Below are 22,094 nucleotides of genomic sequence, written 5' to 3' on the forward strand. Positions count from 1 at the left end.
GCGTATCTACGCGCGTCCTTGTCCCCACCTGGAAGGAAAGACCCACATGACGTTTACCGCGAAGATCAGACGCAAGACGGTGGTCCGCAGCGCCACGGCACTGGCCGCCGGCGTTCTCCTGGCCGGCGGACTGGCCGTACAGGCCAACGCCGGTGAGGCCGAGGGCAAGGACCACCGGGCCAACGCCGAGGTCCTGGACGAGAAGTGCGCCGTGCCGCCGGACTTCGACGCGGCGATCATCAACACCGTGCACGACGTCGCGACCCAGCGAGGTGTCAACGACAAGGTCATGCTCGCCGCCTTCGAGGCGGGCTGGGTCGAGTCCCACATGAACAACCTCAACTGTGGCGACCGCGACTCCCTCGGCGTCTTCCAGCAGCGGCCCAGCGCCGGCTGGGGCACGCCCGAGCAGATCATGGACCCGGTCTACGCGACCAACGCGTTCCTCGACCAGGCCATCCCGAACGACCAGGAGGACCCGAGCATGACCGCGGGTCAGCTCGCGCAGAGCGTCCAGCGTTCGGCGTTCCCCGAGCGCTACGACCAGAGCGAGGCCAAGGCCCGCGAGATGATCGACACGGCTGCCAACAGCTGACGTCCTCGGAGCGAAGGCTCCACCAGGGGGTACGGCGCGGTCCCGGCCGGGCCGCGTAAGGAATGCGAAGGATGCGGGAGCCGGGGCACTCCCGGGCCGTGAGTCCTCCTGGCTTCGCCGGGGGCAGTCCGGCTCCTCCATGCGGAACGAGGCGAGCGGCCGTCCTGTCGGCGTCCTGATCCACGTCCTGATCCAGGTGCGCGAGGCCGCAGCCCCGGTCCGTGGCGGGCGGCACCGGACCCACCGGTGCCGCCCGCGATCCGGTCCGCGGGCGCCGCGGCCGCCTGCCGTCACGACCTGCTCGGCGGACCGGTACGTGAGGGCGTCACACGTCCCTCTCCATGCGGATGGCCGTGCGCAGATTCTCGTGGGCCTTTTGCGAACCGCCCTCGTTCTGCTCCAGCAGAACCGCGGCGATCGCGTCCAGCTTGCGCTGGAGCGCGTGCTCCGCGCGCCGCTCGGTGTTCTTCAGCAGCGCCAGCAGCAGCAGACTCACCGCCGCCATCATGTCGCCCACGAAGATCATCCAGACCACCGGCACAGGCGTCAGGTGCACCACGATGAACGCGACGACCAGGAGCATGCAGAAGCCGTAGAAGGCCGGTGAACTCGTGACGTTGGACGCCGTCTCGGCCATGCGCTCGAACCGGCCCCGTCGTTCGCCGCCCCGCTCGGCGGGATGCTGGAGGGTCATGGTCCTCCGTTCTGTCGGTACTGCCGCATGAGCTGCGTGTACCCGGCGACCGGCGTTCACTCTTCCCGCTGCGGAAGACCGGCGGCCCGCTGCGGCTCCCGCAGCGCTTCGAACGCGTTCTCCGGGGCGTCGGCGAAGAACCGCACCGAGGTCACCCGCTCCTCGCGGCCCATCGGCCGTACGACCGTGACGGGTTCCGTCAGCTCCACCAGCAGGTTCGTACGCGAAGAGACGGCCACCGCGAGCCGGTCCCCCTCGACGGAGACGAGGCCGCGCTCGTTGTAGTTGTGCGAGATCCGTACCGAGGCCACGAGCCGCCGGGGCACCCGTACGTCGAAGAAAGTGCCGTACCGGACGCGCAGTTCGGCCCCGGAGACCACATGCGGCCGTGTCACGCCCGCCGCCAGGACCGAGAGCACAGCCAGGGTCCCGTAAAGGTCGAGTACGAGGACGACGACACGGAGTCCCGCCGGTGCGCCCAGCCCGCGCAGCAGCACTTCCGTGGCGACCGTCTCCAGGACCGTCACGAAGAGGATCAGCAGCAGGAACGGGCTCTGTTCGCGGGAGTACGGCACGGCGACGGCTCCGCGCGGCACGCCGTCGCGGCGGCGTGCGACCCACAACACGAGGCTCGCCATGCCCAGCACCTCGAACGCGATGAGCCGCCGCACCCGCGCGGGTACGAGATACCGGAACGCGCCGCGGAGTGCCGTACGGCGGTCCTCGCCGGCGCGGATGCCGGCCTTGAACAGCCTGCAGACGGTCACGCCCTCCAGCAACAGCACCGATATGACGGCCAGTTCGGCCACCACGAGCAGCGGTGCCGGCAGCGGGACCCCGGAGACGAGCAGCACCGCCGTCAGCAGTTCCGCCGGCAGGACGGCGAACAGCGCGGCGCGGGCGGCCTTGAGCATCATGACCGGCGCCCGTCGCTGTTGCCGTTGCCGTTGGCGTCGTCGTCCCGCTCCCGCCGGGCCAGTGCGGCCACGGTCAGCCGGAGCACCTCGGCATGCGCGGGCTGCATCTCGGCGAACACCCCTTCCGCCCGGTGCGCTTGGTCCGCGCCGCCGGCTCCGGGCGCCCCGGCCCCGTACGGTCTCCCGGAGTTCCGCGGGCGCGGCTGCTCCGGTGCCTGGTCCAGGTTTTCGAGCATCATCGCCGCCATTCCGTCCGGGAGGTGGGCTGCCAGGTCCGAGGCGAGGGGCCCGATGCGGGGATCGCCGGGTGACGCGTCGGCGAGCTCGTCCATCCGCTCGTAGAGCGCCTGACCGCGGGCGACCGCCTCCGGCTCGGTGAGCGGACGCAGCAGTTCGAGGAGGTGTTCCCGGTCCTCCGGCCCGGCCAGGGCGCATACGAAGGTGAGCATCTCGCGGTCGGCCTCCGCGAACTTCGAGCCCCCGGCGGGCAGTTCGCGCAGCACCGCCGCCATGTCCGGCGACACCGCCGAGTCGGGGTGCAGCTCCGGGTCGGCCAGCAGCGAGGCGAGCCGCTCCCGCCGCTCGCCGATGGTCTCCTGCTGCCGTGCGAGGTCGGCGTCCAGCTCCAGGAGCACCTCGCGCAGCTCACGGTCGTGGTCCTCGGCCAGCACCTCGCGGATCTCGTCCAGGGAGAGTCCCAGTTCCGCCAGCCGTCGTACGCGCGCGAGTACCACGGCGTCGCGCATCCGGTATTCGCGGTAGCCGTTGGGGCGCCGTACGGGTTCGGGAAGGAGCCCGAGGCGGTGGTAGTGCCGCACGGTCCTGGTGGAGACCCCGACCAGGGCGGCGAGCTCGCCGATTCTCATGCCTCGATTCAAGACCTTGTCGCTGCGTCAAGGTCAAGCGCGCACCGCCGGACCGCCCCGCGGCTCGTTTTCGCCGGTGGCGGAAGAGCACGCCGCTGCGGTGCCGTCACCGCGCCGCGCTTCTAATCTGAAGCGGTGAGCAGCCACGCGTCGGACCGAGCCCGCGTCATTCCCCTGCGCCCGCGGACCCCTGCGCCCGCGCCCGGAACCCCGGCGCCCGCGCCCGGAACCCCGGCGGCTCCGCCGGGCGCCCCGGCTCCGGTGCCGGGCGGCAAGGAGCCGCTGTGGCGGCACGTCGTCGGCGGCGTGCTGCGCCGCGCGCGGCTCGACCAGGGCCGCACGCTCAAGGACGTCGCCGAGGCGGCCCGGATCTCCATGCCCTATCTCTCCGAGGTCGAGCGCGGCCGCAAGGAGGCATCGTCGGAGGTTCTCGCCGCGGCCGCCCAGGCGTTGGGCATGAGCCTGACCGACGTACTCACTCTGGTCCAGAGCGAGCTGACCTCTGCCGTCCGGCCCGGCAGGTCCGGGGCGGGATCCGGGCCACGCCGGGCTGCTGCCCCAGTCGCTCCCGCCGCCGCGCCCGGCCCGGAGAGCGACGACGGAGCGGCGACGTCCCGGTCCGTGCTGAGCAGCACCGAGCGGACCGGCAGGACAGGCAGGACCGGCCGGACCGGGACGCGGCCCGGCGCCCCGTACCAGGGCGAGGTGCGCCTCGCCGCGTGAGCGACGCGACGAGGCGTGGCCGTGCGCCCACCGGGTCAGACCGCCGCGGCCGCCAACTGCCGCCGGCTCAGCACCTCGTCGGCCAGTCCGTACGCCACCGCCTCGTGCGCGGTGAAGACCTTGTCGCGGTCCATGTCCGCACGGAGGGCCGCCACGTCGTGATGCGTGTGCCGGGAGAGGATCTCCTCCACCTCGGCGCGGATCCTGAGCATCTCCTTCGCCTGGAGGCTGAGGTCCGAGACGGTGCCCCGGCTGCCGCCGCTCGCCGGCTGCCCCAGCAGCACGCGGGAGTGTTCGAGCACGAACCGCCGGCCCGGGTCGCCGCCCGCGAGCAGGACGGCTGCCGTCGAGGCCGCCTGGCCGACGCAGAACGTCGAGATCGGCGCACCGACGAAGGTCATCGTGTCGTAGATCGCGGTGAGTGAAGTGTAGGAGCCGCCCGGGGAGTTGAGATAGATCGCGATCTCCTGCTCCGGTGCCGAGGACTCGAGATGGAGGAGCTGCGCGATGACGACGTTCGCCACGCCGTCGTCGATCTCCGTACCCAGGAAGATCACGCGCTCGGAGAGCAGCCGGCTGTAGATGTCGTACGCCCGCTCCCCGTGCGGAGTGCGTTCGACGACGGTCGGGATCGTGTACTGGCTCATCTCAGAGACCCACCCTCCGCTTCGAGGCCGCCGGGCGGACGTCGTCCAGTGAACGCACGACGCGGTCGACCATCCCGTACTCCAGGGCCTGTTCGGCGGTGAACCAGCGGTCGCGGTCACCGTCCCGAGAGATCGTCTCCTCGCTCTGGCCGGTGTGCTCGGCGGTGATCCGCTCGATGGCCTTCTTCATGTATTCGAGGTTCTCGGCCTGGATCGCGATGTCCGCGGCGGGTCCGCCGATGCCGGCGGACGGCTGGTGCATCATGATCCGCGAGTTGGGCAGCGCGTAGCGCTTTCCCCGGGTGCCCACGGTGACGAGGAACTGCCCCATGCTCGCCGCGAATCCCATGGCGAGCGTGGAGACGTCGTTGGGGATCAGGCGCATCGTGTCGTAGATCGCCAGGCCTGCCGTGACGGAGCCGCCGGGGCTGTTCACGCAGAGGCTGATGTCCGTACGGGAGTCCTCGGCGGAGAGCAGCAGCAGCTGGGCGCAGACGCGGTTGGCGGAGACGTCGTCGACCTGGCTGCCGAGGAAGACGATGCGCTGCGTGAGGAGCTGCGCGGCGAGGTGGTCGTCGAACCGCGACGGAAGGGTGTCCCCCTCCTCGGCCCGCGGCGGCGACGCGGTCCGCGCCGCCCGGTGCTGTGAGTGCTGCGGCTGCTGCGGGTGCTGCGGCATGGCGAGTGGCGACATCGGGCCTCCTGGTCGTGATGTGCGGCGGCGGATTCGCCGCGCTCACTTCACTGTTGGCCCGTTCACCCCGCCACGACCGGAATCTCGGCCCTCGGCAGATTCGCCGACGGCAGAGCCGCGCCGGCGTCCTGAAGGAGTGCGGTGACGCCGACGGTGCCGCGCCGCTTCGTGGGCGGGTCGACGGGCGGATTAATCGGTCGCGCCCCGTCAGGCGAGCCGCTAGCTTCCGCGTGAGCGCAGTGAGGTGCGCGACGCGACCGCGAGAAGGGGGCCGGCATGGAGAGCGAGGGTGCGCGGACCGACCGTCTGAGCTTGCTGCTCGACCAGTTCGACAAGGCCAGGGAGATGGCCGAGGTGCGGCTGACGGGGCTCGGCGACGAGGAGTTCCTGTGGGAGCCGGTGCCCGGTTGCTGGTCGCTCCGGCGCCGGGCCGAGGCGGCGACGCCCAGGGCGTTCGGGCCGGGGGAATGGGTGCTCGACCAGGGCGCCCCGGACATCCCGGCGAGCGAGTACGCCGAGGTCGCCCGGCAGGCCGCCGGCGGTATGAGCGTCGCCAAGATCGCCGACGACTGGAGCGTGAGCGTCGAGCGGGTCGAGGAGATCCTCGCCCACCCCGATGCGCCCGAGCCGGACGAGACGCCGGTCACGACCATCGCGTGGCGGCTGTCGCACCTGCACTTCCACTTCCAGGGCGGATGGGAGTGGACCTTCGGCGGGCGGAGCCAGGAGCCGAAGCTGATGGTCGACTTCACTCCGTCCGCCGCCTTGGCGCTGGAGCGGTTCTGGGCGCTGATCGACCGCTGGCGCGACAGCGTCGGCGCCCTCACCGAGGAGCAGCTCGACACGGTCGGCCTCTCGCAGTATCCGTACGGCTCCGACCCCGACGAGCCGTACATCGGCGTGCTGTCCGGCGCCAACCTCGAATTCATCCACCACATGGCCGAGATCGCCTTGCTCCGCGACCTGTGGCGGGCCCGCTCCACCACTCCCGGGTAGGCCGGGGCAGCCCCGGGCGGCCTGCGTCCCGTCCGGGGCCGCCGCGTCCCGCTGGTGCCGTGACCTGCAATGTCTGCCCGTCAAGGAGCGTCGTCCGGTGCGTGGTGGGCGACCCCCGGGCGAAGTCCAGGGGGTGCGCAGGGCGGCGCGACCGGCGAAGCCTGCAGGAGAGGGGAGGGGTACTAGACGACCGCCTCGGCGTGCCAACGCGTACCGAGGTCGCGTACGAGCTCCTGCGGGTCGGCTCCGGGTGCGAGCAGTGCGAGGAGTCCTCTCCTGCCCTCGACCGGCTGCCCCGGTGCGGTGAAGCCGCGCTCGCCGAGGAGCGCGGCCTCGGCTCCGTCGGCCGCTGCGAGCGCCGTGCGCAGGACGGTGATCTCCTTCTCCTCACCGGGGTTGCCGTCCACGGTCGTGGACTGCGTGGCGGCGAGGCCGAGCGCGCGGAGAGCCCCGGCGGGCTCCGTCGATCCGGCGAGCGCCGCGGCGAGCACCGACAGCGTCTCCGGCCGTACGCCGAGAACGGCGGCCAGCCGGAAGGCGACCTCGCACCCGAGCACCGTCGCCTCCTCGACCCGCTCGCCGTTGCGTACCGCCGCGACCAGCGGACGGCTTCGCGAAGCCCTGACCGGGGACCCCACCGGCGCATCCGGTGCGACCACCGGCCCGCGGGTCCACGGCGGTTGTCGGTTCAGACCGGCCGGTCGCACCTGGTGGGGTGGTGAGCCTTCGTCAACCTCCGTGTGAGCGGTTCACGTCGAGGGTGAGGAACGCATGGGCGATGAGGACGACGCGGGCGGAGGTGCGTCGCCGGCTTGCGGGAGCGGAATGGCGTGACGGGGCCGGCTCGCCGGGCCCGTCATCCCTGACGGCGGAGGTCTTCGCCCTGCTCGGCGAGCCACCGCCGCCCCGCCGAGAGCTTCTCCAGGGCCCGGGGTGACTCGCTCAGCCGGCCGGCCAGGGCGTCCACGATCTCGCGGAGACAGCCGGGGTCCACCGAGCGGGCCGTGAGGAACCCCGCGGCGAAGGCGAGCTGGCCGGTGAACACGCGCTCGTCGTCCATGAAGACTGCCGCCGCAAGGGAGTCCAGCAGCCGGCCGACGAACTCGGCATCCTCCTCGTGCTCGACCCCCGAGCGCCCCCGCAGGCCGGGGAAGCCGTCCCGCAGGGCGCAGACCGAGTGCTCCAGCAGACCGGGGTGTTGCCTCACGAGCATCGCGTACGCCTCGACGGCACCGGCCTGGACCGACGACTCACCGCGCAGCTCCGGCGGCCAGCGGCTGAGCAGCGCTTCCGCGGCACGCCGGGCGTCGGCCGCGTACAGGTCCGCACCCAGCGGGTACGCCCACATGCCCTCAGGACCGAATCCCGGACCGCCCGCCATCACGGGCACACCGGCCGATCTGCACGTCTCGATCTGGCGGTGCGCACGCGGAAGGTTCCACGGCAGCGTGCACGAGAGGGCGACCAGGTCGGGACCGTTCTGATGTACGTCGGAGAGCAGCCCGTAAGGGGAGACGTCCCCGCCGAGCGACCGCACGTGAAAGCCCCGCAGCCGCAGCACCTCCGCCAGGATGTGGGAGGGCAGGACATGCCATTCGCCGTCGCTGCACGCCACCAGTACGTGGCCCTGCGAGCCTGCCCCGGCAGGCGTACGGGCGGTGCCGCGAGCGGCGGCGGCGACCGCGTCGACGGTCCGCCTGCTGACGTGAGTGGCCGCGTGCTCCCGCGCCACCGTCCACTCCCCGGACGCCCATTTCTCACCGACCGTCACCTGCGCGGGCGCCACCAGCCCGAGCAGCACCTCCTCCGCGCTCAGGCCGCTCGCCACAAGGCCGACGGCCAGGCCGAGCGCTCCGTCCTCGTCGGCCCCTGCCAGGCAGGCGTCGAATTCGGCCCGTACCACGTCGGTGATTCCGGTGCCGCTCATCGGCTCTCCGGGTCCTGGGCGGCTCCGGGCGCGCCGGGAGCGTGGTGCTGCCGCAGCGGTGCTGAACCACGGCGGGGCGGTGCCTGAAGCGTCAGGACGGAGATGTCGTCGTGCGGGCGGCCGGCAAGCCACTGGGTGGTGAGGAGCTCCACCCGCTCCGCGATCGAGGCGGCCTGCATCCCGAAACAGCCGGCCAGCGCGTCGGCGAGGCGTTCGTCGCCGTACATCTCGCGGCCGCTCGCGCCGCCCCGTGCCTCGGTGACCCCGTCGCTGTAGAGAAGCATCAGCTCTCCGGGCCGGAGGCGGAACTCCGTACTGCTGAAGTCGGGATCGCGCACCGCGCCGACGATCGTCCCTTCGCAGTGGACTTCCTCGACTCTTCCGTCGGAACGCAGCACGAGCGGCGGGAGGTGGCCGCCGTTGGCGATCTCGACGGTCACCGAGCCGTCACCGCGGGCGCGGGCGGAGCCGGTGACGATGGTCGTGAAGCTGCTGCCGTCGCTGATCACGACGTCGTTGAGCAGCCGCAGGTCACGCAGCGGCTCGGGTGCGGTCGTGGTCATGGCCAGGGTCCGCAGGCTCTGCCGCACGTGCCCCGCCAGTACCGCGGCCTCCGCGCCCTTGCCGGACACGTCACCGAAGAAGAAGGTGATCCCGTCCTCGGAGCTAGGGGCCACGTGGTAGAAGTCGCCGCTGATGTGCAGCGCTTCCGCTGCCGGCCGGTAGGCGGCGCCCAGCCTGAGACCCTCGACCTCCGGCAGCGGCTCCGGAGCCATGCTGGCCTGCAGGACGGCGATGGTGTGGGCCTGCTGCGAGTACAGCGCAGCAGTGGCCAGCGCGAGTCCCGCCCGCACGGCGAACTGGTGCGCCAGTTCGATGTCCGCCTCGTCGAAGCGGGCTCGTGCCGGGCCGCGCAGCAGGATCAGCGCTCCGGCCGGCACACCCCCCGCGGTGAGCTGGACGACGAGCGCCCCGCCGGTCTCTCCGGGGATCAGCTCACCTGCGATGACGGGGTCGAGCGCGTCCATCTCCTGCGGCCGGACGACAGCGGGGCGCGGCTGGAGCCCGTGCAGCGCGTCCGCCACCTTCGGCACCTGTTCGAGCGACTCGACCGTCACCTCTCCCGAGGACCGGTCGTCGCCGGGCCCCGCACGGTGCCAGACCGTACGCCGTCCGCTCGCGGGCAGAACGACCACGGACGCGTCCGCCAGCTTCGGGACCGCGATCTGGACGAGCGTGCGGACGGTGCGGCCGTGGTGGAGCGAGGCACCCAGACGCCGGGCGGTCTCCTCCAGGAAGGCCGACCTGTCGCGTTCACCGAGGAGCGCCGCTTCGGCCTGCTGTGCGCTGCCGACCTCCCGGACCAGCCACACCGTGTTTCCGCCTGCGCTCTGCCGGCGGCCGTCGAGCCTGCGTCCTTCGTGGACAGTGTCGAACTGCTCCGCCCCACGGGCGGCGGCGCGGGCGAGCGGCTCGGCCGCGGAGGCGCTCACCGGCTCGCCGAGGCGGAGCCGGGGGAACAGGCGGGCGGCGGCACGGTTGAATCCGCGGACGGTCCCGTCGGCCCGGTCGCACATCACCACGGCCTCGTCCACCAGATCCAGCAGCTCGCCCGGCAGGACCGGGGTCTGGACCGGTGCCTGTCCGCTGTCACCGTCTTCCGTCATCGACCCGGCCACCGCCCATTCCGTGTCCGCCGCTGCGCCATGCCGTCCGGGTTGCCGCCTGCTTTTCAGTTTGCTCTCTGCGGTGGCGGTGTGAGCCGCGAAGGGTCGTCCGTACGGGTGATGGGGGTGCGGGCCGGAACGTGAAGTGCCCGTCAGCGGAACTGACGGGCACTTTTGCGGATCCGAGATCAGTCGCGGGGCCGGACGATCGTCCAGGGGCGCATCAGGTCGTCGTCCTCGTGCTCGAGAATGTGGCAGTGGGTGACGTACGTCGCCGGGAACTTGGTGCCGCTTCCCGCCAGCGACGCGATCGTATCCGTCGGAGGATCGAATTCCTGAATGATGATTCTCGTCACCATCTCCGAATAGGCCTTCACCGTGTCCTTGTAGGACCGTGCCTCGTCCGGGTCCGGCGGAATCGGCGGACCGGTGAGGTACTCGGTCAGCACCGGTTTGTCCGCCGGTTTGCGGCCACCCTCGAGCCACTTCTCGTAATCCGCCTGATAGCCGGCCGCGTCGAGCGGCTGCCTGTTCAGGACCTGGAAGTTGACGAGGTGGACATGCATCGGGTGCGCGTCGTGGTTGGGATTGATGTATTCCCAGATCTCCGTCGAGCCTGCCTTGATGAAGTCCTGGGACGGCTCCATGAACGGCACCGCGTTGAACGTCATGGTGCCGAAGAGCTTTTGCTGGTACAGGACCCATTCCCGTCGGCGGGTCCTGGGTTTCGGCTTGATCGGTGAGACCGACGGCAGTTTGAGTTTCCTGGCGGGTGTCGTCCTGTCCGCGCCTCCGGACAGCCGTTCGGTGACCTTGAACTGCATGATTTCCGAGATTTCCGGCCCGGCGCCGCCGGGGTAGTGGACCGGCGCGTTGTAGTTCGTCAACGTGACGTTCGTCCCCATCGGCATCTCGCTGAAGTCGACGATCAAGTCGTACCGCTCGGCCGGCCCGATCAGGAAGTTCAGCATTTGCAGCGGGGTACGGAATCCGCCGTCCGTGCCGATCAGCCAGAACGGCAGTGTGGGTTGAGGCAGGACGTCCCTGGGGACAGCGAACTTCAGCCGCCAGTGACGTTCGTTCGAGGCATTGAGAATGCGCAGCCGGTAGCGTCGCGGCTCGACGGCCAGGAAGGGGTATGCCTTGCCGTTGACGACCGGGGTGTCCTCGCCCTCCCTCTCGGTCATGGTGTAGGCGAGCGAGCCGTCCCGGTGGAACGACCGGTCCTGCAGGATGAGAGGGACCTCGAACTCGTCCCGCGGGAGCCCGAGTTGCTTGTCAGCGGGGTCGCGGACGAGGTAGAGACCGGCCAGACCCGCATAGATGTTGAGGCTGGTCATTCCCATGGCGTGATCGTGATACCAGAGCATCGACGAACGTTCGCGGTTGGTGTACGCGTAGATCGCCTCGTTGCGCCGGACCCGGTCCGGGTCGAGCGTCGAGTAGGACTCGCCCTGAAAGCCGTCGGGGCTGAACGACTGCATGGGCATGCCGTCGGACTGCGGCGCGGTGAAACCGCCGTGCTGATGTACGACGTTCCACACGTTGATGTTCGCGGGAAAGGGCGGGTGGCTCTTGTAGGGAGGCGGAGCGACCGGGGTGAGCTGGGGGTCTCCGCTGCGAATTCGGTCGATCACGAACTGGAACAGGTGGGTGGTCGGCAGCTCATTGCGGTATTTGACGACCGTCGGACGGTCCTTGGTGACGCTGAAGGTCGGCCCGAGATAGCCCATGCCCGTCGGCCGGTCGGGATTTTCCGGGTTCTTGGCCCAGTAACCCCACACGGTCGCCGGTCCGAGATCCCGGTGGAAGCGCCACGAGCCCTGCCGCATTGTGAACTCGTAGTAGTCGGCATCCGGATAGACGGAGGGATCCGGGACAGCGGTCTTCGGTCTGGGCAGCGGGTCGACGTACTTCTCCAGCGGAGGGGTCTGCGTCACCGAGGAGCCCGTGTCCCCATGCCCTGTCGCGGCCCCCGTCAACGCGTGTGCCCGTCCTCCCAGGACATCCAGCGGAAGCGACATCGCCGCACCGCCGACAGCGCCGGCCGTGAGGAATTTCCTTCGCGCAACCATCGTCTCCAGCCCTTCCGTCGCCTCACGTGAGGTTCAACAGATACAGGGCCGGTCCGTACGTCGCGGAAATATCCCGTTCCAGGCTGAGAAAATCACTCATTGAGTCGATCTCGGCACTAATTCAGCCGCCTGGGAAATTGGAACCGAATTATCATCGCAAATCCGAGTGTATGTTAAGACCGTGTCACTCGGACCGGCCCGGAATCTGCTGCGGCCGGGACGGTTTGCTCAGAAGAGATCCTCGCCGGGCAGGTCGGCGGCCTGGCGGATCCAGCTCGCAATGAGCTCCTCGTCGAGCTCCTCATCCTCATGGATGTCGAGGTAGCGCACGTGCTCATGCTTGGAGTCGCCCGGGGGCAGCGGGTCCAGCGATGAGCCGTTGAGCCAGGTCACCTTTACGTACCTTGTGAAGCAGTGGAAGCTGAGGAACCATCCGTTGCCTTCAACGCCGTAGAAGGGCGAGTTCCAGCGGACGGCCTTGCCCACCCGGGGGACGGTACGCACGATGAGGGCGTCCAGACGGCGGCCGACATCGCGTTTCCAGCCCGGCATCGCAGCGATATAGGCCTGGACAGGCTCATCGCCGTCGCTCTTCGGAATCTGAGGGTTGCCGCCTGACAACAGTCGCGGCTTCTCCGGCCGATCTGCCATGCGCGTCATGCTAACGGGACGGCGCGATCGTCGGACGACGAGCTGGTTCCCACTCGCTTGGGCACGATGGCGGCCGGCGGTGGGGGGTGGTGTCCATGGGGACGTGACTGAACAATATGAGGCGAGGCTGCAAGTGCATGCCTTTTCACTCGGGAACCCGGAGCTCTCGCCATGAAGTACACCGTCTCCATCGAGATCTCCCTGCCGCGGGAGAGGGCGGTACAGCTGCTCGCCGACCCGGCACACATGGCGAAGTGGCTGCGGGGTCTGGTATTGCATGAGCCGCTGAGCGGGGTGCACGGTCAGGTCGGTACCAAATCGCGGGTCGTGCTGCAGACGGGGAAGCAGAAGATGGAGTGCACCGAGACCATCACGCGCCGGGAACCGGCAGACCTTAACGGGATCCCGAGCGGGAGCGTCGTCCACTTCGACCGCGAGATCGTCGGCGATGGCATGTGGAGCGCCGTGCGCGACCGGCTGACCGAAGCCGGCCCGGAGACGACGCTCTGGGTGAGCGAGAGCGAATACCGTTTCAGCGGTTTGCTGATGCGGCTGGTGGCGCTCCTGATGCCCGGCGCCTTCCGCAAGCAGTCGCTGCAGCACATGCAGGACTTCAAGGCCTTCGCCGAGCAGGGCAAGGACGTCCGCGAAGCGAAGGAGTGATCTACGGCCGGCGTTCGTCTCCCGGAGAGTGGTGAGCAGCCGACGTGACCGCGGGCCGACCCACCGATCACCAGCGCCCGGTGAGAGGGCGGTGCAAAGGGGGATCTGAACTCACGGGTCATCAGGTAACCTCCGGTAACGCCGACTTGCCATGCCGCATCCCCGAGGGCACGGGCGCCCCGTGAGCCCGCGATCATCACCGGAGCAATCAGGATGACCTCCCGCTCACCGAACAGGCTGTTCGGCACATGAACGACTTCCTCGAACCACGTTTCCTTGCCGTGTGCCTGTTCTTGCTGTTCATAGCCGTCTGCCTGTTCGTGGCCATGTGGGTCAGCCCCGATCTGCGTACGGGCGACGGCTTCTTCCGCGAGGGCAAGCAGCTCGGCACCGTGCCCACCGGCCTGGCCTTCGCCGGCGACATCATGCCGACCGCCGCCGTGCTCTACCTGATCGGCACCGTCGCCTTCGGGGGTCTCGACGGAGTGATCATCTTCTGCTGTGCGGCCGCGTCTCCGTTGCTGATGCGGAGCTGGCTGGCCGCCAGGCTGCCGGCGGCCAGAGGCCGGACCTTCGGCGAGATCGTCACCCGCCACCTGCCGCACGGGCGCGCCAAGCGTTGGGTGGGGATCGCGTGCCTGATGGCCGTCGTGCCTCTGCTCATCGGGCAGCTCCAGCCGCTAGGTGTATTGATCATGAGCGTTGTTAACTCTGGGGTCTTGATCAATAGCGAAGACCTCCGCTGTGGTGGAGCTGTCTAAGGACTGCACCGCAGGGAGGTCTTCGTGTCCCACCGTAATGCCCGTCTGACTGTTCATGGCAGGCGGCTGCTGGTCGATCGTGTCCGTTCCGGCTGTCCCGTCGCTCATGTTGCGGGTGCGATGGGGATCTCCCGGGTCACCGCCCACAAGTGGGTCCGCCGCTGGCGCCGGGAGGGCGAAGCAGGGCTGCACGACCGCTCCAGCCGACCGCACACCACGCCGCGTCGCACCCCGGCCGCAGACGAGGCCCGGGTGTGCGAACTGCGCCGGATCCGCAAGCTGGGACCGGCCAGGATCGGGCCGATCCTGGGCCTGCCCGCCTCGACCGTTCACCGGATACTGACGCGGCATGGTCTGCACCGGCTGGCCTGGATGGACCGACCCACTGGAACCGTGATCCGACGCTACGAACGCGCGGCTCCCGGCGAGTTGGTACACGTCGATGTCAAGAAGCTCGGACGTATCCCCGATGGCGGCGGCTGGCGTGTCCACGGCCGGGCCGAGAGCCGGCTCACCAAGACCGGTGTCGGCTTCGATTACATCCACTCCGCCGTCGATGACCACAGCCGCCTGGCCTACAGCGAGGTCCACACCGATGAGAAGGCAGCCACATGCGCCGGCTTCCTCTACCGAGCGGCCGCCCACTTTGCCCACCACGGCATCCGCCGCATCGAGCGGGTGCTGACCGACAACGCCTGGTCCTACCGCAAGAGCAGCTTGTTCCAGCAGGCTCTGACCGATCTCGGCGCGACGGGCAAGCGCACCCGCGCCTACCGGCCACAGACCAACGGCAAGGTCGAGCGCTTCAACCGCACCCTTCTCGATGAATGGGCCTACCAACAGCCCTACGCCAGCAACGCAGAGCGCACAGCCGCACTGGACAGCTTCCTGCACACCTACAACCACCACCGATGCCACACAGCACTCGGAGGCCAGCCACCAATCAGCCGTGTGAACAACGCATCAGGTCAATACAGCTAGGCCACGCCGCCCAACTGATCGGGCTGGACGATACGTTCTCCCGGCGGATGATCGTCGTGCTGGCGGGCGGCCTGATCCTCGCCTGTGCCGCGATCGGCGCAGCCCGCGGCGCGACCATGCACCAGATCGGCACGGTCGCCTCGTTCCTGCTGGTCGCCCCGGTGATGGCGGTCATGGTGCTGCTGCGCTTCGACGGTGACATCGGCACGTTGCTGGAGGCCGCCGAGCGGGAGCAGGGAAGCACAGGGGCCTATCTCGGCACCGGGGGACTCTTCGGAGGGGGCATCGCCGGGCACCTGGACCTCCTCGGCTTCGCCGGATGCGTGCTGGTCGGTGCCGCCTTCCTGCCGCACATCGCGGTCCGCCTGGCCGGGTCACCGGATGCACTCAGCGCCCGGAAAGCGGCCGGTGTGGGGGCGGCCGCCCTGTGCTTTCTCGTGAGCACCGCCCTGTTCCTCGGCTTCGGCACCGCCGCCCTGGTCGGGCGTGAAGAGCTGGCCCAGGAGGGGCAGTTCGGCGGTGTGAACCTGGCCTTGCTCGCCATCGCCCTGGACGGCAGCGAGACAGGCGAGGTGGGCAAGCTCATGTTCTTCATCATGTGCGCCGTCTTCCTCACGATTCTCGCGTCCGCGTCCGTGATGCTGTTGTCCGCGTCCGCGTCGATCGTGCACGACCTGGGCCGCAGTGGCGGCGCCGAGGTGGAACCGGACGCCCGCCGCGACGGAGGAGCGGTGCGGGCCCGTTCAGCCATGGTCGGCCTTGGCGTCGTCTGCATCCTGGTCGCGGCGCTGACGATCGACGTGAGCCCGCAGTTCTGGCTGGTCCTCACCTACACGGAAACGGTCTCGACGCTGCTGCCGCTGCTTGTGTTCGCTCTGGGCAAGCGGCAGATCCCAGGCGCTGCGATCAGGTACTGCGTCATGGTGACCACCGTGATCAACCTGACCCTGATCTTCCTCTCGCCCTTGGTCTCGGGCACCACCCACGCGCTCTTCCCGGGTGCCGACTGGAGCGTGTGGCCGCTGTACTCACCGAGCCTGCTGAGCGTGCCGACTGGATTCCTGATCTGCTGGGCCTTCAGCCGCCGCGGAACCGCATCCCCTCAGCTGACAGGCCGCTCCGTGCCGACCGAGAGTGCTCAAGGCTGATCAGCAGCGGGCGCGGGCGGCGCCGGAGCAGGCCGGAACGGTCAGCCCTTTTCAGCGCCGACTGTCGATGCCGCACGACGCGCACCGCCGCCGGCCCCCGCGCTCCCCGCACTGTCCCCCCAGGGCTCAGGCAGCGCATACTGAACTCACGATGACGAAGCCCTCCGCGCCTCGGCGCCACTTGCGCACAAGCCCCTTCAAGGCTCCGGCCGAACCGTTGATCAAGCACTTCGCGCTGGGAGACCGCGTCTCACACGACCGATACGGCCTCGGAAGGATCATCGGCGTCGAGGACGGGATCGCGATGCTCGTCGACTTCGGCTCCCTGCAGGCCCGGATCGTCAGCCCGTACACGGGGATGGACAAGCTCTGACGTCGTGACCCGGGTCTGTCGGCCGCAGAGCTCGGCCCGTCGCCGGATGTCCGCCGGCAGGTCCGGGATATCAGCCCGTACCGGATGATCCTTCCCGCGCGGAGCTCACTCCTGAGTGAGCTCCGCGACATCACTGGATGCTCGCACTCCGCCGAACGCTTGGGCCAGGGGCGGTCTTGAGCGAGCTGTTCGCCGCCGCACGGCCACGGGAGTGCGGTGAGAGCAGCCCGCAGGGGCCGTTGCCGTTCGAGGAGGTCGGTGCTGTCGGCCCATTGATCCACGCTTCCGGACAGGGGCAGGGAGCGCAGCTCGGGGCTCAGGCCCGGCCACCGATCGGAGGGTTCGGCGGACGGCGGTCGGCGGCGGACGAGTTCGGCATGCCGCTCCGCTCTCGCCGGTCAGCGCTCGTCGACCGAGGTGAGGAAGTCCTCCAGCAGCGAGCTGACGATGGCCGGCTGTTCGAGTGTGCTGGTGTGCCCGGCGTCGGGCACCACTTCCAGGCGTGCGCCGTCGATGCCTGCCGCGATCCGTTCCGCCCTGGCCGGCGGCGTGGCGACGTCGGCCTCGCCGACGACGACCAGGGTGGGCAGCGCGATGTTCCTGAGTTCGTCCCGTACGGGTACACGGTTCGCGACGCCCAGCACCGCCTTGCGGATTCCCGCGCGATCGCAACGCCGCAGACGCCGAGTCCACTCACGTACGAGCGGCTCGCTCGCCGGAGATGACAGGAAAGGCGCCCCGAACATCAAGGGCAGCACTTGCCTCCGTACCGGGGTGATGCCGACGACCCGGTAGACCGAGGCGAGGAGCCGGTGCCGCTTGGCCTCAGCGGGGTCCTCCTCATCGGCGCTGGTGTCCAGCAGGGACAGCGAGCGGAGCAGTTCACCACGCCGGGCGGCGAGACGCTGACCGACGAAGCCGCCCATCGACAGACCCACGAAGTGGACGGGAGCGAGGCCGAGTTCCTCGATGAGGGCCGCGGCATCTTCGGCGAGGGTGTCCATGTCGTAACCGGAAGAAGTGGCCGGGCTGTCGCCCTGGCCCCGCCAGTCCAGGGTGACGCAGCGGTAGCGCCGCCGCAGGACCTCGATCTGCGGGTGGAACATCCAGCCGCTGAACAGCAGCCCGTGGCCGAACACGACGGTGGGAGCATCGGGCCTGCCCGTGGGAGCTCCCGTGTCCGTGTAGGCAACCGTCGCACCGTTGACCTGCAGTGTCGCCATCAGTGAGTCCTTGTCAGGATCGCGTCTTGATATCGGGCCGTGGGGCTGGTGCCCGGACCGGCGGTGTCCGAAGCTCCGCTGCTGCGCCGAGGTCTCCGCGATGAGGACCGATCGCCGCCGCAGCACAGTGACTTCCTCACTGGTTGCCGGTGCCGGTCTTGAGTAGAGATTACTCATCCGTGATTCCACGGGGCCCGTGTTCCATTGGCGCGCATGAACATGAACGGGGGCTCGGTGAGGATCGAGCGCTTTCTGATACGCAGTGGACTTCCGCAGTTGGTGCCCGGATGGACCGCACGCACCCACGTCGTGCCCCGGATGCTGCCCTCTCTTGCCTTCTTCGCCGCGTTCGTGACGGTCGTCATCACGCGAGACGGAATCTTTGCGGAGATATCGCCTTTTGCGGCCGGTTCGGCGGCAGGTGTCGCTGTATGGGTTCTGTGCGGAAAGCTGCGCGCGCACGTGTGGGAACTGCCTCGATGGGTCGTTCTCGGGATCACGGTCCTTTTCCTCGCTCTGCCCTGGACGGTCATCCTCCTCCATTACGCCGCCGACCGCGGGGCATGGGTGGCGACAGGCAATGAGGCCGGCGGCATCCCCGCAGGCCTTGCCGCATTCTTGGTCGGCATTCTCATCACAGCAACAGCAGTCGTCTGGCTGGTCGTCAGCTACGCCGGAGTGCAATTCGGGGTCGTCGCTCTCGTCCGGGTCGCGTTCATGCAGTCCCTGGGCGATCTCAGGAACTCAGTACGACTTCACGGTCGGGCTCTTCCGGCCATGCTCTTCGTCACCTTCCTCGGCTTCTTCGCGGGAGAGATGTGGCAACTCGGCGCCCATCTCACCTGGCTGCGCACGGTGTTGATCCTGTGCCTGTTCGCCCTGGTCGCCACCGCGGCCGGCGCCAGCCACCTGCGGGACGAACTCGACGCCCTGGAGGATGTGAACCTCACCAAGCGGCAGATGCGCAACGTGCTGACCGTCCTGGCGACGCGCCAGCTCGTTCAGGCGACAGTCGTCGGCGTGGCCATCTTCGCCTTCTTCGCCGTGCTGGGCGTCGTCGCCGTCGATCCGCAGACCGCGGAGACCTGGGTGGGCGCCAAGCCCGACGCTTCGGTCATACCCGGTGTCCCGCAGGCCCTCCTGCGGTGCGCCGCGCTTCTCGCGGGCTTCGGAGCGACGAACTTCGTGGTTAGCACCATGACTGATCGCGACGCCCGCAGCGAGTTCTTCCGCCCGATCGTCAGCGACCTGGAGGAGAGCCTGAGGCGGTGGGCCGAGGCGACGCGGCCGGCACCCGAACCCGTCCCGGCGTAGGAGGACGGTGGTCGTGGCGTAGTAGGACGGAGCGCGTCATGACAAGGCGGCACGTCTTCCTGGGCAGCAGCGGTCGGCCCAGCCTCAGTCGTCCCTCCCGGCCACCCCCACCGGGCAGCTCACGCCCGTGCCGCCGATCCCGCAGTAGCCCGCCGGGTTCTTGTCCAGGTACTGCTGGTGGTAGCCCTCCGCCGGGTAGAAGGGGCGGGGCTCGGCGGGGAGGATCTCCGTGGTGATGGCGCCGTGGCGGGCGGAGGTGAGGACCTTCTGGTACACCTCGCGCGAGGCCTCGGCCGCGGCCTGCTGCTCGGGGCCGTGCGTGTGGATCGCCGAGCGGTACTGGGTGCCGGTGTCGTTGCCCTGGCGGAAGCCCTGCGTCGGGTCGTGGGACTCCCAGAAGAGCTTGAGGAGGGAGTCGTAGGAGATGCGCTCGGGGTCGTAGACGACGCGCACCCCCTCGGTGTGCCCGGTCATGCCGGAGCAGACCTCTTCGTACGTCGGGTTCGGGGTGTGACCGCCCTGGTAGCCGACGAGGGTCGTCCAGACGCCGTCGGCCCGCCAGAAGATCCGCTCGGCGCCCCAGAAGCAGCCCATGGCGAAGTCCGCGACCGACAGACCCTCCGGGTAGGGACCGAGCAGCGGGTTGCCGAGGACGGTGTGGCGCTCGGGGACCGTGAACTCGCGTTCGGGGCGGCCCGGCAGGGCCTCGTCCGCGGTCGGGAGGTGGTTCTTGTGGCTGCCGAACAGCATGGCGAACTCCCGTCGTACGTATACGTACTCGTGTGTGCCGGTCAGACTCCGGGCCCGGGGCTCCTGCCGGCGGTCCCGTCGCCCTCGGGGGCGGCGCCCGCCGGAGGGGCCTCCTCGAAGTCGACCTTGTTCATGTGCCGGTGCATCGACTTCAGCAGCATCCACACCGCGAGTCCCATCGCGGCGAAGACGATGAAGCCGAGGACGCCGGGCGTCACCTTGTTCTCATCCAGGTCCTTCGCCAGCGGAAGGACCTGGACGACGGCGTTGTGGGCCGGACTCGTCAGGGTCATGTCTTCAATTGTCGCGGATGCCCGCGAAGAGGTCGTCCTCGGGTAGGGAGGTGTCCACGAGGGACTTCGCGAGCTCGTACTCCTCCGTCGGCCAGACCTCCCGCTGGAACTCCAGCGGTACGCGGAACCAGCCGCCGTCGGGGTCGATCTGCGTGGCGTGCGCGATGAGCGCCTTGTCGCGGATCTCGAAGAAGTCGCCGCAGGGCACGTACGTGGTGAGCGTGCGCTCGCGGCCCATCGTCTTCCACCGCTCCAGCCACTCCCCGTACGGGGAATCCAGCCCGCGCTCCAGCAGCCCCTTGTGCAGCGCCTCGGTGCGGGGGCGGTTGAAGCCCTGGTTGTAGTAGATCTTCTGCGGCTGCCAGGCGGGGCCGGCCTCCGGATACTTCTCCGGGTCGCCGGCGGCATCGAAGGCCGCCATCGAGATCTTGTGGGTCATGATGTGGTCGGGGTGCGGATAGCCGCCGTTCTCGTCGTACGTGGTGATCACCTGCGGCCTGAACTCACGGATGAGGCGCACGAGCGCGCCTGCCGCGACGTCCACGTCCTGCACGGCGAAGCAGCCCTCCGGAAGCGCCGGCAGCGGGTCGCCCTCCGGCAGCCCCGAGTCGACGAAGCCCAGCCACGCCTGCTTCACGCCGAGGATCTCCCGGGCCTCGTCCATCTCCTTCTTGCGGACCTCGTGGATGTGCTCCTCGATGTACGGATCGCCCTGGAGCTTGGGGTTGAGGATGGAGCCGCGCTCGCCTCCTGTGCAGGTCGCGACCAGTACGTCCACCCCCTCGGATACGTACTTGGCCATGGTGGCCGCACCCTTGCTCGACTCGTCGTCGGGATGCGCGTGCACGGCCATCAGTCGCAGCTGCTCAGTCAAGACTCGGTCCTCGTCAACTCGTCATGGAGGGCGACACCTATAGTGACCGAATCGGCATCCCGATGTATTCCCGATTCCAGACCACCCTCGATGCGACGAAAGTGGACCCGGCCATGGCTGACGTGCGATCCGCGGACGGCGGGCGGCGCGCCCCGGCGGCCGGCGACCTGCCGCAGGGACGGTACGGGACCGCGGCCACGGGCGTCGGCCGGGACGCGCGTACGGACCGCAGGCTGAAGATCGTCGGCGGGGTCCTGGCAGTGCTGTCGCTCGCCGGGATCTGCTGGTTCGGAGCGGACTACGTGGGCGGCCAGGCGGTGAGCGGCCAGGTGATCAAGTTCAAGGTCGTCTCCGGACGTACGGTGGAAGTTCACCTGGAGGTCCGCAAGGACGCGGAGGTGGGTGGCGTCTGCACGCTGCGTGCGCGGTCGGCGGACGGCGCGGAGGTCGGACGCAAGGACGTGACCGTTGCCGGGGACGCCGAGCAGGTGGACACGGTCGCCTCTCTGCGGACGACGAGGCGCGCCACGAGCGCGGAGCTGCTGGGCTGCGAACCGCGGGAAACCGAAGGTCACTGACTTCGTACGCAGCGTTCGTCCTTCTTCCCTTTTCCACCGGAATTGTTAGGCTCGTAGTTTCCGCCCCACCCTGAAGGCGCAGCCTCTGGGCAGGGCGATGTTTTTATTCCCAGTACCGACGAGGAGCACCTGTGACCCAGACCAGCGACAACGTCACCTGGCTCACCCAGGAGGCGTACGACCAGCTCAAGGCCGAGCTGGAGTACCTGTCGGGTCCTGCACGTACCGAGATCTCCAAGAAGATCGAGGCGGCTCGCGAAGAGGGCGACCTCCGCGAGAACGGCGGGTACCACGCGGCCAAGGAGGAGCAGGGCAAGCAGGAGCTGCGCGTGCGGCAGCTCGAACAGCTGCTGGAGAACGCCAAGGTCGGTGAGGCCCCCGCAGACACCGGCGTGGTGGCGCCAGGCATGGTCGTGACGATCGCCTTCGACGGTGACGAGAGCGACACGGTGACCTTCCTGCTCGCGTCGCGGGAGTACGCAAGCTCGGACATCGAGACGTACTCGCCGCAGTCCCCGCTGGGCAGCGGCGTGAACGGCAAGAAGGTCGGTACGGACGCGGAGTACGAACTGCCGAACGGCAAGATGGCGTCGGTGAAGATCCTGGAGGCGAAGCCGTACCAGGGCTGAGGCGCCTCACGGGCGGGGGCTGCCGCCGTACCGGAGCAGGCGCTCCTCCGTCAGA

The 22,094-nt window shown here is 69.3% G+C and carries 24 protein-coding genes and 1 pseudogene; 11 read left to right on the forward strand and 14 right to left on the reverse strand.

Annotated elements, in window-relative coordinates; genetic code table 11:
• Positions 1-46: 46 nt before the first annotated feature.
• Entirely contained in the window at positions 47-595 is a 549-nt protein-coding gene (locus AN215_RS22790; protein ID WP_070011218.1) for a hypothetical protein, read from the forward strand.
• 325 nt (positions 596-920) lie between these two features.
• Here the strand turns inward: AN215_RS22790 and AN215_RS22795 are convergent, their stop codons facing one another.
• Genes AN215_RS22795 through AN215_RS22805 form a run of 3 tightly spaced genes read right to left on the reverse strand, consistent with a single transcriptional unit; the run spans position 921 to position 3,072 of the window.
• Complete coding sequence (locus AN215_RS22795; protein ID WP_070011217.1) at positions 921-1,289, reverse strand: hypothetical protein; 369 nt, start codon at positions 1,287-1,289, stop codon at positions 921-923.
• 56 nt (positions 1,290-1,345) lie between these two features.
• A complete protein-coding gene (locus AN215_RS22800) occupies positions 1,346-2,206 on the reverse strand; it encodes a hypothetical protein (RefSeq protein WP_070011216.1) in 861 nt (286 codons plus the stop codon).
• Positions 2,203-3,072 carry a MerR family transcriptional regulator gene (locus tag AN215_RS22805; protein ID WP_070011215.1) on the reverse strand — a complete coding sequence of 290 codons (870 nt, stop codon included), beginning with the start codon at positions 3,070-3,072 and terminating at the stop codon, positions 2,203-2,205. The genes AN215_RS22800 and AN215_RS22805 overlap by 4 nt, the downstream gene beginning before the upstream one ends.
• 135 nt (positions 3,073-3,207) lie before the next feature.
• Between AN215_RS22805 and AN215_RS30500 the strand changes: the two are divergent.
• Positions 3,208-3,609 (forward strand): annotated as a pseudogene (locus AN215_RS30500) (helix-turn-helix domain-containing protein); the annotation flags it as partial.
• 221 nt (positions 3,610-3,830) lie between these two features.
• Here AN215_RS30500 and AN215_RS22815 read toward each other — a convergent pair.
• Complete coding sequence (locus AN215_RS22815) at positions 3,831-4,442, reverse strand: ClpP family protease (RefSeq protein ID WP_070011214.1); 612 nt, start codon at positions 4,440-4,442, stop codon at positions 3,831-3,833.
• A gap of 1 nt (position 4,443) precedes the next feature.
• The gene (locus AN215_RS22820) at positions 4,444-5,121 is read right to left on the reverse strand and encodes an ATP-dependent Clp protease proteolytic subunit (protein WP_070011450.1); all 678 of its coding nucleotides are present in this window, start codon (positions 5,119-5,121) and stop codon (positions 4,444-4,446) included.
• A gap of 291 nt (positions 5,122-5,412) precedes the next feature.
• Between AN215_RS22820 and AN215_RS22825 the strand changes: the two genes are divergently transcribed.
• Complete coding sequence (locus AN215_RS22825; protein WP_070011213.1) at positions 5,413-6,132, forward strand: DinB family protein; 720 nt, start codon at positions 5,413-5,415, stop codon at positions 6,130-6,132.
• A 182-nt stretch (positions 6,133-6,314) separates the two neighbouring features.
• Here AN215_RS22825 and AN215_RS22830 read toward each other — a convergent pair whose 3' ends face one another.
• From AN215_RS22830 to AN215_RS22850, 5 genes are all read right to left on the reverse strand, one after another.
• A complete protein-coding gene (locus tag AN215_RS22830) occupies positions 6,315-6,770 on the reverse strand; it encodes an MmgE/PrpD family protein (protein ID WP_070011212.1) in 456 nt (151 codons plus the stop codon).
• A gap of 218 nt (positions 6,771-6,988) precedes the next feature.
• Positions 6,989-8,059, reverse strand: coding sequence for a cobalamin B12-binding domain-containing protein (locus AN215_RS22835; RefSeq protein ID WP_070011211.1), 1,071 nt, complete (start codon positions 8,057-8,059; stop codon positions 6,989-6,991).
• The gene (locus AN215_RS22840) at positions 8,056-9,726 is read right to left on the reverse strand and encodes a PP2C family protein-serine/threonine phosphatase (protein ID WP_070011449.1); all 1,671 of its coding nucleotides are present in this window, start codon (positions 9,724-9,726) and stop codon (positions 8,056-8,058) included. The genes AN215_RS22835 and AN215_RS22840 overlap by 4 nt, the downstream gene beginning before the upstream one ends.
• Before the next feature lie 188 nt (positions 9,727-9,914).
• Entirely contained in the window at positions 9,915-11,558 is a 1,644-nt protein-coding gene (locus AN215_RS22845; protein ID WP_245694655.1) for a multicopper oxidase family protein, read from the reverse strand.
• Between the two features lie 471 nt (positions 11,559-12,029).
• Positions 12,030-12,452, reverse strand: coding sequence for a DUF1801 domain-containing protein (locus AN215_RS22850; RefSeq protein ID WP_245694656.1), 423 nt, complete (start codon positions 12,450-12,452; stop codon positions 12,030-12,032).
• Between the two features lie 171 nt (positions 12,453-12,623).
• Here AN215_RS22850 and AN215_RS22855 point away from each other — a divergent pair, with 171 nt between their 5' ends.
• The 5 genes from AN215_RS22855 (at position 12,624) to AN215_RS22875 (ending at position 16,378) form a co-directional block, all read left to right on the forward strand.
• The gene (locus tag AN215_RS22855; protein WP_070011208.1) at positions 12,624-13,115 is read left to right on the forward strand and encodes an SRPBCC family protein; all 492 of its coding nucleotides are present in this window, start codon (positions 12,624-12,626) and stop codon (positions 13,113-13,115) included.
• Between the two features lie 248 nt (positions 13,116-13,363).
• Positions 13,364-13,876 carry an SLC5/6 family protein gene (locus tag AN215_RS22860; RefSeq protein WP_070031240.1) on the forward strand — a complete coding sequence of 171 codons (513 nt, stop codon included), beginning with the start codon at positions 13,364-13,366 and terminating at the stop codon, positions 13,874-13,876.
• 24 nt (positions 13,877-13,900) lie between these two features.
• Positions 13,901-14,857: an IS481 family transposase gene (locus tag AN215_RS22865; RefSeq protein WP_070008767.1), complete on the forward strand. Its 957-nt coding sequence runs from the start codon at positions 13,901-13,903 to the stop codon at positions 14,855-14,857.
• Entirely contained in the window at positions 14,788-16,005 is a 1,218-nt protein-coding gene (locus AN215_RS22870; RefSeq protein ID WP_107374449.1) for a sodium:solute symporter family transporter, read from the forward strand. The genes AN215_RS22865 and AN215_RS22870 overlap by 70 nt, the downstream gene beginning before the upstream one ends.
• Before the next feature lie 151 nt (positions 16,006-16,156).
• Entirely contained in the window at positions 16,157-16,378 is a 222-nt protein-coding gene (locus tag AN215_RS22875; protein ID WP_070011205.1) for a hypothetical protein, read from the forward strand.
• A gap of 398 nt (positions 16,379-16,776) precedes the next feature.
• Here AN215_RS22875 and AN215_RS22880 read toward each other — a convergent pair whose 3' ends face one another.
• Positions 16,777-17,601 (reverse strand): alpha/beta fold hydrolase, encoded by an 825-nt coding sequence (locus tag AN215_RS22880; protein ID WP_070011204.1) that lies wholly within the window; start codon positions 17,599-17,601, stop codon positions 16,777-16,779.
• Between the two features lie 309 nt (positions 17,602-17,910).
• Here AN215_RS22880 and AN215_RS22885 point away from each other — a divergent pair, with 309 nt between their 5' ends.
• Positions 17,911-18,915: a hypothetical protein gene (locus AN215_RS22885; RefSeq protein WP_171904260.1), complete on the forward strand. Its 1,005-nt coding sequence runs from the start codon at positions 17,911-17,913 to the stop codon at positions 18,913-18,915.
• 84 nt (positions 18,916-18,999) lie between these two features.
• On the opposite strand, the gene msrA is transcribed toward AN215_RS22885, so the two are convergent.
• From msrA to mca, 3 genes are read right to left on the reverse strand one after another with little or no spacing between them, the layout of a single operon-like run.
• Positions 19,000-19,665, reverse strand: a complete 666-nt coding sequence (msrA, locus tag AN215_RS22890) for a peptide-methionine (S)-S-oxide reductase MsrA (protein WP_070011202.1) — start codon at positions 19,663-19,665, stop codon at positions 19,000-19,002.
• 41 nt (positions 19,666-19,706) lie between these two features.
• Positions 19,707-19,958, reverse strand: a complete 252-nt coding sequence (locus tag AN215_RS22895) for a hypothetical protein (protein ID WP_070011201.1) — start codon at positions 19,956-19,958, stop codon at positions 19,707-19,709.
• A 4-nt stretch (positions 19,959-19,962) separates the two neighbouring features.
• Positions 19,963-20,832 (reverse strand): mycothiol conjugate amidase Mca, encoded by an 870-nt coding sequence (gene mca, locus AN215_RS22900; RefSeq protein ID WP_070011200.1) that lies wholly within the window; start codon positions 20,830-20,832, stop codon positions 19,963-19,965.
• A 113-nt stretch (positions 20,833-20,945) separates the two neighbouring features.
• Here mca and AN215_RS22905 point away from each other — a divergent pair, with 113 nt between their 5' ends.
• Positions 20,946-21,410, forward strand: a complete 465-nt coding sequence (locus AN215_RS22905; RefSeq protein ID WP_070011448.1) for a DUF4307 domain-containing protein — start codon at positions 20,946-20,948, stop codon at positions 21,408-21,410.
• 131 nt (positions 21,411-21,541) lie between these two features.
• On the forward strand, positions 21,542-22,039 hold the full coding sequence (gene greA, locus AN215_RS22910; protein ID WP_070011199.1) for a transcription elongation factor GreA: 498 nt from the start codon (positions 21,542-21,544) through the stop codon (positions 22,037-22,039).
• Positions 22,040-22,094: the final 55 nt, after the last annotated feature.

This window comes from Streptomyces abyssalis, assembly GCF_001751365.1.
Taxonomy (GTDB): domain Bacteria; phylum Actinomycetota; class Actinomycetes; order Streptomycetales; family Streptomycetaceae; genus Streptomyces; species Streptomyces abyssalis.